This is a genomic window from Sphingobium sp. FW305-3-2-15-F-TSA7 (assembly GCF_058787155.1).
Genome location: NZ_JBYSZM010000002.1, coordinates 192,537 through 208,043 on the forward strand (window position 1 = coordinate 192,537; position 15,507 = coordinate 208,043).

At 65.7% G+C, this 15,507-nt stretch carries 14 protein-coding genes; 4 read left to right on the forward strand and 10 right to left on the reverse strand.

The annotated features are described in order from the left end of the window. Positions 1-7: 7 nt before the first annotated feature. The 6 genes from AC3WN8_RS02200 to AC3WN8_RS02225 form a co-directional block, all read right to left on the reverse strand. Positions 8-1,042: an arginine N-succinyltransferase gene (locus AC3WN8_RS02200; RefSeq protein ID WP_492667738.1), complete on the reverse strand. Its 1,035-nt coding sequence runs from the start codon at positions 1,040-1,042 to the stop codon at positions 8-10. Next, entirely contained in the window at positions 1,042-2,466 is a 1,425-nt protein-coding gene (locus tag AC3WN8_RS02205) for a M20/M25/M40 family metallo-hydrolase (RefSeq protein ID WP_492667739.1), read from the reverse strand. Before AC3WN8_RS02205 ends, AC3WN8_RS02200 begins: the two co-directional genes overlap by 1 nt. Positions 2,467-2,633: 167 nt before the next feature. Beyond that, complete coding sequence (locus AC3WN8_RS02210; RefSeq protein ID WP_492667740.1) at positions 2,634-3,653, reverse strand: alpha/beta fold hydrolase; 1,020 nt, start codon at positions 3,651-3,653, stop codon at positions 2,634-2,636. A gap of 55 nt (positions 3,654-3,708) precedes the next feature. Beyond that, complete coding sequence (locus AC3WN8_RS02215; protein ID WP_492667741.1) at positions 3,709-5,061, reverse strand: ATP-binding protein; 1,353 nt, start codon at positions 5,059-5,061, stop codon at positions 3,709-3,711. Then, entirely contained in the window at positions 5,058-5,723 is a 666-nt protein-coding gene (locus AC3WN8_RS02220) for a response regulator transcription factor (protein WP_492667742.1), read from the reverse strand. The genes AC3WN8_RS02215 and AC3WN8_RS02220 overlap by 4 nt, the downstream gene beginning before the upstream one ends. Continuing rightward, the gene (locus tag AC3WN8_RS02225) at positions 5,723-6,082 is read right to left on the reverse strand and encodes a PepSY domain-containing protein (RefSeq protein ID WP_492667787.1); all 360 of its coding nucleotides are present in this window, start codon (positions 6,080-6,082) and stop codon (positions 5,723-5,725) included. Before AC3WN8_RS02225 ends, AC3WN8_RS02220 begins: the two co-directional genes overlap by 1 nt. 111 nt (positions 6,083-6,193) lie before the next feature. On the opposite strand from AC3WN8_RS02225, the gene AC3WN8_RS02230 reads away from it, so the two are divergent. Both AC3WN8_RS02230 and AC3WN8_RS02235 read left to right on the forward strand, forming a co-directional pair. Then, entirely contained in the window at positions 6,194-8,230 is a 2,037-nt protein-coding gene (locus AC3WN8_RS02230; protein ID WP_492667743.1) for a TonB-dependent receptor plug domain-containing protein, read from the forward strand. A gap of 136 nt (positions 8,231-8,366) precedes the next feature. Beyond that, the gene (locus tag AC3WN8_RS02235) at positions 8,367-9,407 is read left to right on the forward strand and encodes an alpha/beta hydrolase family protein (RefSeq protein ID WP_492667744.1); all 1,041 of its coding nucleotides are present in this window, start codon (positions 8,367-8,369) and stop codon (positions 9,405-9,407) included. Between the two features lie 3 nt (positions 9,408-9,410). On the opposite strand, the gene AC3WN8_RS02240 is transcribed toward AC3WN8_RS02235, so the two are convergent. After that, positions 9,411-10,373 (reverse strand): threonine/serine dehydratase, encoded by a 963-nt coding sequence (locus AC3WN8_RS02240; protein ID WP_492667745.1) that lies wholly within the window; start codon positions 10,371-10,373, stop codon positions 9,411-9,413. A 75-nt stretch (positions 10,374-10,448) separates the two neighbouring features. Between AC3WN8_RS02240 and AC3WN8_RS02245 the strand changes: the two genes are divergently transcribed. Next, the gene (locus tag AC3WN8_RS02245) at positions 10,449-11,075 is read left to right on the forward strand and encodes a helix-turn-helix transcriptional regulator (RefSeq protein WP_492667746.1); all 627 of its coding nucleotides are present in this window, start codon (positions 10,449-10,451) and stop codon (positions 11,073-11,075) included. Then, positions 11,072-11,992, forward strand: coding sequence for a Rossmann-fold NAD(P)-binding domain-containing protein (locus tag AC3WN8_RS02250; RefSeq protein ID WP_492667747.1), 921 nt, complete (start codon positions 11,072-11,074; stop codon positions 11,990-11,992). The genes AC3WN8_RS02245 and AC3WN8_RS02250 overlap by 4 nt, the downstream gene beginning before the upstream one ends. A gap of 109 nt (positions 11,993-12,101) precedes the next feature. On the opposite strand, the gene AC3WN8_RS02255 is transcribed toward AC3WN8_RS02250, so the two are convergent. From AC3WN8_RS02255 to AC3WN8_RS02265, 3 genes are read right to left on the reverse strand one after another with little or no spacing between them, the layout of a single operon-like run. Then, complete coding sequence (locus AC3WN8_RS02255; RefSeq protein ID WP_492667748.1) at positions 12,102-13,130, reverse strand: alpha/beta hydrolase family protein; 1,029 nt, start codon at positions 13,128-13,130, stop codon at positions 12,102-12,104. Next, positions 13,127-14,068: a GntR family transcriptional regulator gene (locus AC3WN8_RS02260; RefSeq protein ID WP_492667749.1), complete on the reverse strand. Its 942-nt coding sequence runs from the start codon at positions 14,066-14,068 to the stop codon at positions 13,127-13,129. Before AC3WN8_RS02260 ends, AC3WN8_RS02255 begins: the two co-directional genes overlap by 4 nt. Then, a complete protein-coding gene (locus AC3WN8_RS02265; protein WP_492667750.1) occupies positions 14,069-15,505 on the reverse strand; it encodes an NAD-dependent succinate-semialdehyde dehydrogenase in 1,437 nt (478 codons plus the stop codon). Positions 15,506-15,507 lie beyond the last annotated feature (2 nt).

The window sequence follows — 15,507 nt, forward strand, 5'->3', positions numbered from 1 at the left end:
GAACAATTCAAGCCACGCCTGAAAGCGAACCGGGGGACCAGCGGACATTGTCCTCGACCATGACGTCGAGCGCGCGCGCGGCGTCGGCGGAGAGTGCGATCTCGCCTTCCGAAACGCGACCCGCCGCCATGACCACGCGGAACCGGTCCAATATGGTGTTGCACACCAGATGCTCGGGCGCGCCGGGTTCGGCGGCCGGCGAAAGCGCGGTCAGCGGGCCTTCGCGGCTCAGCCGGACGGTCGCGATCGAATCGCGGTCGCAATGCACCTGCGGGCCGGCGTCGAACACGTCGACATAGCCTTCGAAGCGAAACCCCTCGCGCTTGAGCATCGCCATCGCCGGGGCGCTGTCCTGATGCGGCTTGCCGATCACCTCGCGCGCGCTTTCGGGCAGCAGGTCGATATAGATCGGATGCTTGGGCATCAGGTCGGCGATGAAATCCGACCCGCGCACGGCGCTGATCCGGTCGGCGGTGGCGAAATCCATGTTGAAGAAGCGCGCGCCCACCGCGTCCCAGAAGGGGCTCTTCCCCTCCGCATCCTGCCATCCGCGCATCTCGGCCATCACCAGCGGCGAGACGAGATCGGGAAAGGCCGCCGCCAGCATGTAGCGGCTGCGCGCGAGCAGGCGTCCGGCCCCTGTCCCCTTGAGCTCGGGGCGAACCGCCAGCGTGCCCACCTCCGTCGTGCCGGTATAGTCGTTGGCGAGCGACAGCGTCTCCGCCGTGGTCGCGATACCCAGCGCCTGCGAACGCTGGACGTGCTTCAGCCGCTTGTACGAGAAGAATCCATAAGGCGCGCCGACATGCGGATAGAGCGCGGCGGTGCCGAGCAGCGCGCCGCTTTCGGGATCGGCGAGCACCAGCAGATAATGCGCGTCGCCGCGATCGATCGTGCCACGGAAACTGGCGACCGACCCCTCGACCTTCGCGGCCAGGCTGTCGCGATCCGCCGGCAGCGTCGTCATGCCCGGTCCCAGGCTCTCGGCAAGATCGATCAGCGCATCCAGGTCGCCCGTCTCGATCGGTCTAACCGCCCACATCAGTGTCCATCCTTTCCATCCGCGTAGATTTTCACCAGCCGGTACAGGAAAGTGCGCGCATCGAGCAACGACTTGACTCGCACACGCTCATCGAGCCCATGGACGCCATTGCCGTCCGGATCGACGAACACCGCCGAAATGCCATAAGTGGGAATGCCCGCGGCCAGAAGGAAACGGCCGTCGGTCGCCCCGGTCGAGATGCTGGGTATCACCGGCACGCCCGGCCAGAGCTGCTTTGCGATCGCCTCGACCGGTCCCATGATGGCGCGGGTGAGCGGCGGCGCGGGAGAAACCGGCCCCGGCTCTCCGGCCAGTGTCAGCTCCACCGAAGGGTCGGCGGCGACCTCGACCAGCATCTTGCGGATATCGTCGACCGACTGGCCGGGAAGGATGCGGCAATTCACATTGGCTTCGGCATGCTGGGCCAGCGCGTTGGGGGCATGGCCGGCATTGACCATGGTCGAGACGCAAGTGGTGCGCAGCGTCGCGTTCCAGACCGGCGATGCGTCCGAAATACGCGCATAGGCGGCCGCATCCGCGCTGCCCGTGCCGATCGCCTGCATGTCCGTGCGCTGCTGGCCCTGATAGAGCGCGGCCGACTGCGCAAAGAAACTGCGGGTCACTTCGCCGGGGGTGGTCGGAAAGGTGAAGGCGCCGATCCGGCCGAGCACATTGGCGAGCCGGGTGATCGCATTGTCCTTGCCCGGGCGCGAACTGTGCCCGCCGGGGCTGGTCGCGACCAGCTTATAATCCTGATAGATCTTCTCGCCGGCCTGGACGCCGAACAGCACCGGCTTGCCCGCTTCGTCCAGAAAACCCTTGCCGCCCTCATTGACCGCAAAGCCCGCCTTCAACGCATCGGGCCGCGTCTTGAGCAGATATTGCACGCCGTTGAAAACCGAGTCGGTCTCCTCGCCACAGGTCAGCGCGAGCTTGATCGTGCGCCGCGGCTTGAATCCCTCTTCGCGATAACGGACCAGCGCATCGACGAACGCGGACGCCATCGCCTTGTCGTCGATCGCGCCGCGCGCGTAGAAATAGCCATTCTCCTCGACGAGCTTGAACGGGTCGCGCTTCCAGTCCGAACGCTTGGCTTCGACCACATCGATATGCGCGACAAGCAGGACGGCCGGCGCCTTCGCATCGCTGCCGGGAAGTCGCGCGATCAGATTGCCCTGTCTGGGGAAATCGGGCGGCACCACCACTTCGGCGTCGCTTTGCGGCAGGCCGGCCGCAATCAGCCTTGCGCGCATCTTTTCGGACGCCACCGTACAGCTGCCCTCGGACAGCGTCGTGTTGGTTTCGATCAACTCGCGATAAAGGTCGCGGAAACGCGCCTCGTCATCGGCGGCCAGCGCGGGAACCGCCCATGCCAGGCCGAACAGGACGACCAATCCGCCAAACATGCCGTGCTTCCGGCGCATGATCCCCCTCTCCTTCCGTTTGCCGTTCGCCGCGAGACGCGCCTTAGAGACGATCCGGTTCGGATTAAACCGGATCGACTCTGGATTTCCTTTGTTTCCCATGATTTCCAGGCCGGCAGGTGATTCCACCTGCCTCGAAATCACTCCAGCTCTAGCCCGAAGCCCTCTCATCGCGCTGTCCCATCCGGGCCATCGATTTGTGCGATCGCGTCGATAAAGGCGAAACTGCTGCGCAACGCGACCAGATGCGCGTCACGCGTCGCATCCGGGGTTTCACGCATCCAGCCATGATCGGCATCGGGGATGAACAGGGTCTCGACGCGATTGCCGAACATGCGCATCCGCGCCGCCATCGCTTCCGACTGCGCCATCGAAACCGTCATATCGCCGCTGCCATGGATCAGGAGCATCGGCGGCGCGCCTTTCGCGACATAGGTGATGGGGCTCGCCGACTTCGCAAGCGCCGCGCAGTCGCCGTCACATCCCAGCAGCGCCGTCACATTGGTCGACTTGTATTGCGCCAGGTCGAACGGACCATACCAGGTCACGATCCCCTGCACGCAATCGGGTGCGACCGACGCCGCGGCTGCTTCGCCACGCTCGGCGCGGCCGGTCGAGGGTTCGGGTACGAATGCGGGATCGTTGCAGGTCAGGCCCGCCATCGCGACCAGATAGGCGCCGGCCGATCCGCCCCACAGGATCACGCGATCGGGATCGATGCCATAGCGGTCCGCATTGGCGCGGAGATATCGAACCGCGGCGCGCACGTCCTTGACCGCCGCAGGGTAGCGCGCCTCACCCGTCAGTCGATAATTGACCGAAGCGACGACATAGCCGCGCCCCGCGAGCGCCCCGAGCACGCCGGGCCAATCCGAAAATGCCGCCGATGTACGGGCATCGCCACGGCTCCAGCCGCCGCCATGCACCCAGATGACCAGCGGCCGCCGCGCCTGTTGCGCACGGCCGGCATGAAGATAGAGATCGAGCGTCAGCGGCCGATACCCGACGAGATTGGCGAATTCGACATTGGGCAGCGCCACGATATCGCCGGGGAAAGCCGCCGGGGTTTCGGGAAATCGGTCCCCGCGCACGGTCTGCGGCGCGATCTCCGCTTCGATATGCCGACCGCCCGGCGCCGCGGATACCGCCGACGCCAATGCCGCCATGCCTGGAATCAGCCAGTGCATTCAACCTCCCTCTCTTATCGAGGGTGAGATAGCGGGGCTGCCTTTCACTGACCTGTCAGCGCGGTTCGTTCGGCCAGACCAAAGTGACGCGCAGTCCCCCCATGTCCGACCGGCCGAGCGCAATGCTTCCCTCAGTCGCCTCGACCAGATCGCGGACGATCGAGAGGCCGAGGCCATGGCCCGGGCCTGCTTCGTCGAGCCGTCCGCCGCGCACCAGCGCCGCGGCGGCATGATCCTCGGCAATGCCCGGGCCGTCATCCTCCACGCTCAGCGTCACGCCGTCGCCTTCGATGCGTCCGGCAACCCGCACGACGCGGCGGGCATGGCGCACCGCATTCTCGATCAATGCGCCGAGCAGTTCCGCCAGATCCTCGGTCGCGACGGGCGCGCGCAGGCCATCCGCAAAATCGGTATCGAACACGATCCGCTCGCCATGTTCGGTGCGCTCGATCACGCTGATCAGCCCTTCGGTCACCGTTGCCGGACAGGAATCGGCGATCTCCGCCGCACCGCGCGCGGCCGCGGCACGCGAACGGGCCAATTCGGCTTCGAGCGCCGCGCCGACCGCCGCGATCGCGCGATCGAGGCCATCGGCGGGTTCGATCGCGCCCGCCGCCCGCGCGCGCCTGCTCTGCGCGGCGAGGACGGCGAGCGGGGTCTTCAGGCTATGCGCCAGGTCGGCCGCGCGTTTGCGGGCACGGACCAGATCGGCCTCGCGCGTATCGGCCAGCGCATTGATCGCACCGGTCAAGGGACTCACTTCACGCGGATAATCGCCCGACAGGCGCGCGGCGGCACTGCGGCGCAGCCGATCGATCTCCCCCTGGATCCGCGCAAGCGGACGAAGGCCAAGTCCGACCTGGGCATAGGCGGCCACCGACAGCGCCAGCCAGAGCAGGGCCAGCGATGCGGCGAGTTCGCGTCCGAATTCGGTATAGGCGATCTCCATCTCGCGATTGTCCTGCGCCACCTGCACCAGCACTTGCGGCCCGTGGCGATCGGGCCGGATCAACCGGCTCACGATCATCAATTCCTCGCGAAAAGGTCCCATCTTCTCGTCGGTGGTCCACGCGGTCGCGGAGGGCCGATCCGGCCTCGGCAGCGACTGGTCCCATAAAGAGAAGGAACGCTGCGCGCCTTTGGGTGTGGCAAGCTGCCAGTAAAGGCCGCTTGCCAGGCTTTCGAACCGATTGTCCTGCAGCGGAGTATCGGCGATCGGCGCGCCATCGGGCCCGATCCTGAGATCGGCGATCAGGGTTTCGGCCGAGCGGATCAGCGCCTGGGTCTCGCGCCGTTCGACATGGCGCTCGAACAGCCATGTCATGCCGATCCAGGCGAGGGCGAGCGCGACGAAGAGGCCGATCGCCGCACCCAGCAACAGGCGCAGGCGCAGCGACGGCAATCTCAAGGTCGCGGCTCCGGCAGCATATAGCCGAATCCGCGCCGGGTCTCGATCATCTCCGCCCCCAGCTTGCGCCGCAGCCGTGCGACCAGCGCCTCGACGGCATTGGCGTCGTTAGCGTCGTCCACGCCGTAAAGCGCCTCGGCGATCTCGCCCGCCGACACCGGCTGGCCCGGCCGGTGCGCGAGGATATCGAGAAAGCGGAATTCGAGCGGTGAGAGGCGAACGGGACGGTCGTTGACCATGGCGGTCATCCGGCTCGTATCGAGCGACAGCCCGCCGACGCTGAGCACCGGCGAAAGATGCCCCGCGGTGCGTCGGATCAGCCCGCGAACGCGCGCGATCAATTCACCGGTGGCGAAGGGCTTGGCGAGATAATCGTCGGCACCCGCTTCGATCCCCTCGACCTTCTCCGTCCAGTCGCTGCGCGCCGTCAGGATGATGACGGGGAAGCTGCGCCCGGCCGCGCGCCAGCGCTTGAGCACGGTGAGGCCATCGAGCCGCGGCAGGCCGAGATCGAGAATCGCGACCGCATAATCCTCGACATCGCCCTTGAACCAGGCATCCTCGCCCTCAACGGCATGATCGACCAGGAATCCGGCCCCGGTCAGCGCATCGACCAGGTCGGCACCGACATCCGGATCATCCTCGACCAGCAAAAGACGCATCAATTGTCCTCGATTTCCATCAGGGCACCGGTCCGGGCATTGAGTTCGACTTCACGGACCCGGCCGTCGGCGGTCAGGATCTTGACCTCGTATTTTATACCCCATTTTTCCAGTTCGAGATCCACCTTGATCACATCGCCGGGCACCAGCTTCTTCGCGATCGCGATCACCCTGGGCAGCGGCAGCAACTCGCGGCGCTTCATCGCCGCGCGGATGATCGCGCGCTCCTCCGCCTTGCCTTCGATCTTGGGCCGCTCGCCGGCCTGGCCGACGCCGGGGAACGACGTCGCCAAAATGCCACCGCCAGCCAATATGGCAGCGGCAAGGCCGAGGCGGCGCAGAAAGGCATGGGTCTTCATCCTCACGACGCTATCAGCCGATTGCTGACGCCAGGCTGACGGCCGGTGCAGGCCGGCCGTCAGGGAGGATCGGGCACATGCGGCACCATCAGTTCGCAAGGGAGCCTTCATATGCCATCCATACCGCACGCCGCCGTCGGAACCATCGCCTTCATGTTGGTGGCAGCGGCCCCTATGGGTGCGGTGCTGGCGCAGACCGCGGACAAGACGGGTGTCAGCATATTCGACGCCGATTATTTCGCGCGATCGCAGCCCTCCTCCGCGCTGGACATGGTCAATCTGCTGCCGGGCTTCAGGCTGACCGAGGGCAATGCCGAACTGCGCGGCTATTCGGGCGCGGGCGGCAATGTGCTGATCGACGGGCAACGTCCGGCCAGCAAGCAGGATACGCTCGAAACCATTCTCAAGCGCATCCCCGCGCGCAGCATCGAACGGATCGAGCTGATCCGCAGCGGCTCGGGTTTCGACATGCAGGGACATGCGATCCTCGCCAATGTCGTGCGCAACCATTCGGCATCGCTCAACGGGCGGGTGGAGGCCGAATATGCCAATTTCAAACATGGCTATGACGCGCCCCGCCTGGCGGGGGAGCTGCGCTATGTGACCGGAGACCGCATCCTCGACGTCTCCGGCGCGATCTATCGCGAGATCGACGACGAGCATGGCTTCGGCACGCGCAATCGCTACGCGGCGGACGGCACGCCGGTCCGCCTCGCGACCTATGGCCAGCCCGAGGGCAACAATATCCGCGAGGCCGCCGCCAGCTATCAGCAGGGGCTGGCCGGCGGCACGGTGCGCCTGAACGGCCTCTATAAAATGAAGAAGATGTTCGCGAACATCAGCGACGCGGTCACCCTGCCCAGCCGCTTCGACGCATCGGGCACTGAACGGGTGAACACCGAGGCCACCGAGCTCGGCCTGCATTACGACCGCGCGCTCGGCGCGCGAACTCAGTTGGAATTCCTGGCACTGCGGCGGACCACCGGAGTCGACGGCACCGACAAATCCTTCTCTCCCGGCGGCAGCGACGTGACGCGCGAGAATTCCGATGCGACCGAAACCATCGTTCGCACCGTGATCCGGCATCAGGCGGGGAACCTCTCTTTCGAGGGCGGCGTGGAAGGCGCGCTCAACACGCTCGACAGCCGCAACGCGCTGGAGGAGGACGGCGTGAACATCCCCCTTCCCGCCGCGAACGTCCGCGTCGAGGAGAAGCGCGCCGAAGCCTTCATCATCACGACCTGGCGCGCCGCCCCCAGCCTGACCGTCGAAGCGGGCACGCGCTTCGAGATGTCGCGGCTGACGCAGAGCGGAGACAGCACGCTCAGCAAATCGCTATCCTTCCTGAAGCCGCGCATGCTGGTGCGCTGGACACCGTCCAAGCGCGACGAGGTCCGCGCCCTGGTCGAGCGTGTGGTCGGCCAGCTCGACTTCGGCGATTTCGTCAGCTCCGCATCGCTCACCGGCGGCAACGTCACCGCCGGCAACAAGGATCTGGAGCCCGACAGCCTGTGGCGCGGAGAGCTCGCCTGGGAACATCATATCGGCGACGGATCGGTGGTGCTGACGGCGCGGCACGAGGAGATCAGCGACGTCGTCGATCGCGTGCCCGTTTTCGACGGGACCAGGGTGTTCGACGCCGTCGGCAATATCGGCGACGGCAAGCGCGACCAGCTTCAGATCGACCTGAACATGCCGCTCGACCAATGGGGGCTAAAAGGCATCACCGTCCAGGCGAACGGCGTCTATACGCGCAGCCGCGTCGCCGATCCCGTCACTGGCGAACGGCGCAGCATTTCGGAAGACAAGCCGGTCGAGGGCAAGATCAGCCTGACCCACGACCTGACCGCGCTGCGCCTGCGCTGGGGCGTCAACTATGTGCTTGCCGAGAAGGAGACGAGCTACAAGATCGACGAGATCGAGGTCGATCGCGTCTCCAACCGCGTCGACCTGTTCGTCGAATACAAGCCCGACGAGAAATGGACGCTCCGCGCCTTCGCCAAGAACGTCACCAACAGCCCGGTGGTGCGTACCCGCACCATCTATACCGGGCTGCGCGATACCGCGCCGCTCAAATATCTCGAGCAGCGCCGACTCAACAGCGGCCCGTATTTCGGATTGACGGTGCAGCGCGCTTTCGGCGGTTAGATATTTGTGATCGCATCGTTTTGCGGAAAACCGGTTCCCACCTTTCCACACGATGCTCTAAAATCCGCATGTAAGGCTGGTGACAGCAATGCCGCCTAGCCTCCCCTCGACGAATTGCGTCGAGGGGGAGAGCGATATGAAGATCAGGTCGTTATTGGCGGTGCCGGCCTTGTTGATGGCTGCCCAGCTTTGCTGCGCATCGGCTCAGGCCGCTCCCGTCAAACCGAACGAAGGCCGCCTCGACGCCTCGGTCGATACCGAAGCAGGTGACGTCCAGACCCGGCTGGAGGCGATGCGGCACGACCAATATGCGATCCAGCAGCAGCTCTACGCTTTGCAGTTCAACCAGAGCTATGGCGACCGGGTCCGGATGCAGCAATTGCTCTATCCCAATCGTGATGGAGACATCACGCCCGCTTATATCTTCACCGCGCGCAACCAGCCTGAAACCGGCACGCCGGCGCGCAGCAAGCCCGGCCTGGTGATCGTCCATGGCGGCTATCACGGCAATCTAGACAACAATATGTTCGTGCTGATCGCCAACGCCGTCGAGCGCGGTTATGTCGTGATCTTTCCCGAATATCGCGGCAGTCGCGGCTATGGAAAGGCGCATTACGACGCGGTCGATTTCGGCGGCAAGGAAGTCGACGATGTCGTCGCGGCGGGCGAGCATCTGCTCAAGACCCATGCGGAGGTCGATCCGGCGCGATTGGGCATTTATGGCCGCAGCAAAGGCGGCATGATCACGCTGCTCGCGATCGAGCGCTTTCCCAAGATGTTCGCCGCCGCCGTGCACAATGTCGGGCTGGCCGACATGGTCGCCTATATGGCCTATAAGCCCGCCTTTCGCGGCGACGACATCGCCAAGCAGCCGCGCTTCGGCGGCAAGGGGCCCTCGGAGGATCTGGTGCCCTATATCGACGTGTCGCCGATCAACCATGTCGACCTGATCGAAACGCCGGTGCTGGTGCAATCGACGACCGGAGACCGGACCGCGCCGGTCCAGCTTCACGCCGGCCGGTTGATCGACGCGCTCAAGGCGCGCGGCAAGGTCTTCGAATCGAAGATCTACGACATGGCGCCCGGCGGCCATCTGTTCGCGCAGGCGGACAGCGACGCCGCACGCGATGCGCAGGCGGCGGTGTTCGATTTCCTCGGGCGCTATCTCAAACGCTGAGCATCAGCGCCCGGCGATGGCCGACAGGAAAGTCTCCACCCCGATATTGCGGCCGCACAGGACGATCGCGACCTTGGCGCCGCGATAGCGATCCGCCGCGGCGATGAAACCGGCAAGCGCCACGCCGGCCGCGCCTTCGACGATCCAGCGTTCGCTGCGCGCGATCCGCGCCATCGCATCGGCGATCGCTGCCTCGTCGACCGTCACCATATCGTCGATCACCGCCTCGCAGATCGGATAGGTGACCGAACCGGCCTCGATCGCGCCCGCCGTTCCGTCGGAGAGCGTCGGCCCTTCCGCGACATCGACGATCCCTCCGGCCTCGATCGCGCGCAACATGCAGGCTGAATTCTCGGGCCAGCATCCGACGACGCGCAATTCGGGCCGCAGTGCCTTCAGCGCGGTGCCGGTCCCGCCGATCAGCCCGCCGCCGCCGACCGCGATGAACACCGCGTCCAGATCGGGCGCCTGATCGAACAATTCCATGCCGAGCGTGCCCTGCCCCGCGACGATGTCGAGATCGTTATAGGGGGAGACATAGATCAGCCCTTCGGCGGCGGCGGCTTCGCGCGCGCTGGTTTCGGCGAGGATCGGCGGTCCGTCGACCAGCACCAGTTCCGCACCCAGCGCGCGGATCGCATCGAGTTTGGAGGGCACCGTCGATGCCGCGACATGAACGCGCACGGGAATGCCCGCCAGCCGCCCTGCCCGCGCGGCAGCCTGGCCGTGGTTGCCCGTCGACGCGGTGATGACGCCTCGCATTTCGCCGGCTTCGGCCAGCAACCGCAGCTTGTTGGTCGCGCCGCGCAGCTTGAACGATCCGGTCGGCTGATGATGCTCGCATTTCAGCCAGACATCGGCGCCGAACTCGGTCGACAGGGCATGGCTGCGCTCCAGCGGCGTCACCGGCACCTGGGGACGGATCGCCGCATGTGCCTCGCGAATCCGGTCCAGCAAATCCGTCATCGAGATCCTCCCTTGCCTTGCACCATTTCACCTATTAGACATATCAGTCTAATTTGGACAATAGAGAATATGCCGATGCCGGTTTCCTGCCCCGTGCTGACGAATGCGGTTGGAATGGCCGACGCCATCGCCGCGCTGTTCCGCCCTTTCGTCGAAGCGGTCGTCCATGATCTGGGGTCGGATGCGGTTGCGCATGTCGCCAATCCTTTGTCGCCGCGGACGATCGGCGACCCTTCCGATCTCGGCGAAATCCGTTTCGCGCCCGACGCCGTCGTGATCGGCCCCTATGACAAGGTGAATTTCGACGGCCGCCGCCTGCGCTCGATCTCGGTGGTGCAGCGCGACGATGCCGGCACGCCGCGCGCGATGCTGTGCATCAATGCCGACGTCACCGAATTCGAAGCGCTTCGCCGCTTGCTAGGCACGATGCTCGGCAGCGAGGATGTCGGCACGACGATCGACACCGCATTCCATGAGGACTGGCATGAGCGGATCAACCGCTTCGTTGCCGCCTGGACAGCACAGCATGGCCTGACCATCGCCCGCCTCGACCGCGATCAGCGCCGCGCATTGATCGGCGCGATCCGCGATTCCGGCGGGCTGGAGCGCAAGCATGCCGCCGCCTATGTCGCGCGCATGCTCGGGATCAGCCGCGCGACGCTCTATAACGAACTGGCCCGCATGCGGGACGATGCGGCATGAGGGTGGCGGCACGTCCCGAGATCCTCGCCGCGCTCGACGAGGATGATGCGATCGCCGCGATCGAGGGCGGGTTTCGCCGCCTCGCCCGCGGCGAAACCCAGATCGCGCCGGTCGGGCATCTCACCTTCCCCGCGCCCGGCGATTGCCACATCAAGAGCGCCTATGTCGCGGGCGAGGACGCGTTCGTCGTGAAGGTCGCGACCGGTTTCTACGACAATCCCCGGATCGGACTCCCATCGAGCAACGGCTTCATGGCACTGATGAGCGCGCGCACCGGCGAGATGCTGTGCCTGCTCCACGACCAGGGCATGCTGACCGATCACCGCACCGCCATGGCCGGCGCGATCGCCGCCCGCCTGATCGCGCGGCCGGATGCGAAGACGCTCGGCATCGTCGGTGCCGGCATTCAGGCGCGGATGCAGGGCGAGCTCATCGCGCGCCGGCTCGGTTTCGAGACCATCCTCGTCCACGCGCGCAAGCCGGACGCGGCCGAGACACTGGCCGCGCATCTCGGTGGGCACGCGACCGACCTGGAAACGCTCTGCGCGCGCGCCGATCTGATCGTCACCACCACGCCCGCCCGCGCGCCGATCATTGCCGACGGACTGATCGGACCAGGCGCCCGGATCGTCGCCGTCGGCGCGGACACGCCGGGCAAGCAGGAACTCGACACCCGCATCCTGGGCCGGGCGCGCATTGTGGTCGATTCAGCCGATCAATGCGTCGATCATGGAGAGGCCGGCTGGGCGGTGCGCGCCGGGCTGGTCGACCGGGCTTCGTTGCTTCAGCTCGGCGCATTGCTCGACAGTCCGGTAATCTTCGCGGCCAACGACATCGTCGTCGCCGACCTGACCGGCGTCGCCATCCAGGACTATGCGATCGCGCATTCGGTATGGCGCGCTATGGAGCGTCGCTGATCCCGGAAATACCATTGTCATTCCCGCGAACGCGGGAATCCAGTGTCGTAGAGCTCTATGATCGACATCGTCTGGATTCCCGCGTTCGCGGGAATGACAGGCAGAACAGTTATTTCACATATTTGTCGAGCCAGGCGAAGATCCGCGCATAGGCGTCGTCGCGCTCGGGCTGGTCGCCATGCATGAAGATATGGCCACCCGGCGCATTCTCGTAGATCTTGGAGTCGAAGACCTTGTTGCGCGCCTTCAGCGCGTCGAGCAGGCGGCCGGTATGGAGGGTGATCGGCGCGATCGTGTCGCCCGTGCTTGCCATCACCAGCAGCGGCGTCTGGATCTTGTCGACATGGTTGATCGGCGAGACCGCCATATAGGCGGCGAGATTGTCGTTGGGCAGCTTGCCGCCGAAGCTGGGATTCTCGCGCGCGACCTCCTGCCGCCGATATTCGGGCTTGTACGCCATATAGGCGACGAAATCGGTCAGGCCGACGACATCGACAGCGGCCTTGAACTTGGTCGGCTGCTGCTGGATCGCGAGCAGGGTGATCATCCCGCCCCGGCTTTCGCCGACGATCGCCAGTCGCGCGGGATCGGCGAAGGGCTTGCGCGCGATATAGTCGGCGGCGGCGAGCACGTCAGCGGTATCGGTCACGCCATAATCATTGCGGAAATGGTTGGATCCATAGCCGCGGCTGCCGCGATATTCCGGGAAGATCACGACATAGCCGCGCTCCACCAGGCTGGTGATCAGCGGAAACCATTCGACGTTGAACCGCTCATGGAAACCGCCATGGACGACCACCACCGCCGGACGCCGCTCGCCCGCAGGCACGCCGGCGGCAGGGGTGAAGACATAGCCGGGAATCAGTTCGGTGCCCGAGGGATATTGGACGAAATCGAGATTGGTCGTGCGGCCATGCTTCAGCATGAATTCGATGCGGATATTCTGCTGCTGCGCTTCGAACACCTCATGCTGGATGATCTCCAGCTTGGTCTCCGCATCCTTGGCATCGAGATTGATATAGCTGGTAAGCGCCCCCTCGGCGGGCGGCGCGCCCTTGGCCGGCTTCTGCGCCATTGCGGGCATCGCGCAGGCAAGGGCCGCCAAAGCGGCAAGGGTCGAACGGATCATGCGCTTCATGCGGACTTGGCCCTTTCGCTGGCGTCGGGTGACGGTTTCAATCGGCTGGCCAGTTCGAGGTGGCGGCGCATCAATGTCGCCGCCCAGGCCTGGTCGCCGGCTTCGAGCGCATCGAGGATCTCGATATGCTCATGGCAGCAGGCCGCGATGCGATCATTGCCATAGGTCCAGCTGTAATTCTGGAAGCGGCGGATCTGGTTCTGTTGCTGCACCGCCTGATGGAAAAAGGCGTTGCCCGAGCACAAGGCCAGCGTCTCGTGGAAATCGGCGTTCATCGCGAAGAAGCGCACCATCGACAATTGGTCCGGCGGCGTCGCCAGCGTCGCCTCATGGTCGCGCCGCGATCGTGCGGCCCAGCGCCGATCGAGCTCGAAACCCGGCTGCTCCAGGGCCGCCGGCTCGATCACCAGGCGGAAACGATAGCTTTCGTCATGGCTTTCGACCGAGCGCAGCAACGGCGCGAACCGCCAGCCATAGCCCGGATTGCGCTCGATCACCCGGTCGCTCGCCATGCGCTGGAGCACGCGCAGCAAGGTGCTGCGGCCGACGGGATATTGGCGCAGCATGTCCGCCTCGGAGAAATTCTCCTCCAGCCGATGGTTCAGGAAATCCTGCGCGATCGCGACGTAGAGATCCTCTTCTTCGTCCGATGCGATCGGCGCCTGGGTGAGCGCGCGGATGCGGTCGGCCGACGCCGTGACATGATAGCCGCGACGCGGCCCGGCCGGCGCGACCACCTTGAGCTCGGTCAATTGCTCCAGTGCCGATCGTACCGGCGTGCGCGACACGTTGAGCGCCTCCGCCAGCCCGGATTCGGTCAAATGGCCGCCATCATGCAGCGCATGGTCGCGGATATACTCGAGGATCTGCGTCACGACCTTGCGCGAAAGCTTGCCGGGCTCCCCACGGGCATCGTCCTTGACCACATGCAGCGTCATTCAAGCCTCGCTCACGAATTTGGTGACCAGATAGGCGTCCAGCCCCTCGCTGCCGCCTTCGCTGCCATAGCCGCTGTCCTTGACCCCGCCGAACGGCGTTTCGGGCCAGGTCAGGCTGAAACTGTTGAGGCCGATCATCCCGCTTTCGACCTCGTGGCGGATCTGCGCGGCGCGGTCGCAATCCCGGGTAAAGGCATAGGCGGCCAGGCCATAGGGCAGTCGATTGGCCTCGACGATCGCATCCTCGATCGCGGTGAAGCGACGGGTGAAGGCGACCGGCCCGAACGGCTCGTCATGCATCGCCTGCGCCGACAGCGGCACATCGGCGATCAGTGCGGGCGCGCGAAAATGCCCGGCGTTGAACAGCCGTTCGCCACCGGCGACCAGCCGGCCGCCCTGTGCCACGGCATCGTCGATCAGCGCGCCGACCGCCTGTTCGCGGCGCGCATTGATCATCGGCCCCATGTCGTTCGCGGCATCCAGCCCGTTGCCGATCCGCATTGTCGCCATCGCCTGCGCGAAACCTGCGACAAAGCGGTCATGCACGCCGTCCTGCACCAGGAAGCGGGTCGGCGAGGTGCAGACCTGGCCGGCATTGCGGAACTTGGCGTGCACGCTCGCTTTCGCCACGCGCTCGATATCGGCGTCGTCGCAGATGATGACAGGCGCGTGGCCGCCCAATTCCAGCGTGACCCGCTTCAAATGCTCGCCGGCCTGGCGCGCGATCAGCCGGCCGACCGCGGTCGAGCCGGTGAAGGAGAGTTTGCGGATGTCGGGATGCGCGATGAGATGTGCCGAGATTTCCGCGGGCACGCCGAAGACCATGCTCAGCACGCCCTTTGGCAGGCCGGCATCGTCGAGCGCGCGCGCCAGCGCCAGCGCGGCGCCGGGCGTCTCTTCGGACGGTTTGACGATGCACGGGCAGCCCGCGGCCAATGCGGGCGCCAGCTTGCGCGCGACCTGGCTCGCCGGAAAATTCCAGGGTGCGAAGGCTGCGACCACGCCGACCGGCTCGCGCAGCGCGGCGAGCATCGCCATGCCCGGACGCGCCGGGATCAGCCGGCCATAGGCGCGCCGCGCTTCCTCCGCATACCAGTCGAAATAATCGGCGGAGGATGACAGTTCGACACGCGACTGGGCGATCGGCTTGCCCTGTTCGCGGGTTAGCGTCTGCGCATTTTCCTCGATCCGTTCGCGCATCAGCGACGCGGCGCGGCGCAGGATCGCGTAGCGTTCCATCACCGGCGTGTCGCGCCACGCGCGAAAACCCTTTGCCGCGGCATCGGCGGCGCGGTCGAGATCGGCCATGGTCGCCATCGGCAGCGCGCCCAGTGTTTCGCCGGTCGCCGGGTCGAGCACAAGCGCAGTGTCGCGCGCCTCCGCGCCGATCCATTCGCCGGCAACGAACAGGTGAAGCGCCGGATAACTGCCAGCCATGA

Excerpts from the sequence above, each read along its gene's own strand:
- AC3WN8_RS02200 (WP_492667738.1), bottom strand. The coding sequence starts at position 1,042 with ATGTGGGCGGTTAGACCGATCGAGACGGGCGACCTGGATGCGCTGATC.
- AC3WN8_RS02205 (WP_492667739.1), bottom strand. The coding sequence starts at position 2,466 with ATGCGCCGGAAGCACGGCATGTTTGGCGGATTGGTCGTCCTGTTCGGC.
- AC3WN8_RS02210 (WP_492667740.1), bottom strand. The coding sequence starts at position 3,653 with ATGCACTGGCTGATTCCAGGCATGGCGGCATTGGCGTCGGCGGTATCC.
- AC3WN8_RS02220 (WP_492667742.1), bottom strand. The coding sequence starts at position 5,723 with ATGCGTCTTTTGCTGGTCGAGGATGATCCGGATGTCGGTGCCGACCTG.
- AC3WN8_RS02225 (WP_492667787.1), bottom strand. The coding sequence starts at position 6,082 with ATGAAGACCCATGCCTTTCTGCGCCGCCTCGGCCTTGCCGCTGCCATA.
- AC3WN8_RS02230 (WP_492667743.1), top strand. The coding sequence starts at position 6,194 with ATGCCATCCATACCGCACGCCGCCGTCGGAACCATCGCCTTCATGTTG.
- AC3WN8_RS02235 (WP_492667744.1), top strand. The coding sequence starts at position 8,367 with ATGAAGATCAGGTCGTTATTGGCGGTGCCGGCCTTGTTGATGGCTGCC.
- AC3WN8_RS02240 (WP_492667745.1), bottom strand. The coding sequence starts at position 10,373 with ATGACGGATTTGCTGGACCGGATTCGCGAGGCACATGCGGCGATCCGT.
- AC3WN8_RS02245 (WP_492667746.1), top strand. The coding sequence starts at position 10,449 with ATGCCGGTTTCCTGCCCCGTGCTGACGAATGCGGTTGGAATGGCCGAC.
- AC3WN8_RS02250 (WP_492667747.1), top strand. The coding sequence starts at position 11,072 with ATGAGGGTGGCGGCACGTCCCGAGATCCTCGCCGCGCTCGACGAGGAT.
- AC3WN8_RS02255 (WP_492667748.1), bottom strand. The coding sequence starts at position 13,130 with ATGAAGCGCATGATCCGTTCGACCCTTGCCGCTTTGGCGGCCCTTGCC.
- AC3WN8_RS02260 (WP_492667749.1), bottom strand. The coding sequence starts at position 14,068 with ATGACGCTGCATGTGGTCAAGGACGATGCCCGTGGGGAGCCCGGCAAG.
- AC3WN8_RS02265 (WP_492667750.1), bottom strand. The coding sequence starts at position 15,505 with ATGGCTGGCAGTTATCCGGCGCTTCACCTGTTCGTTGCCGGCGAATGG.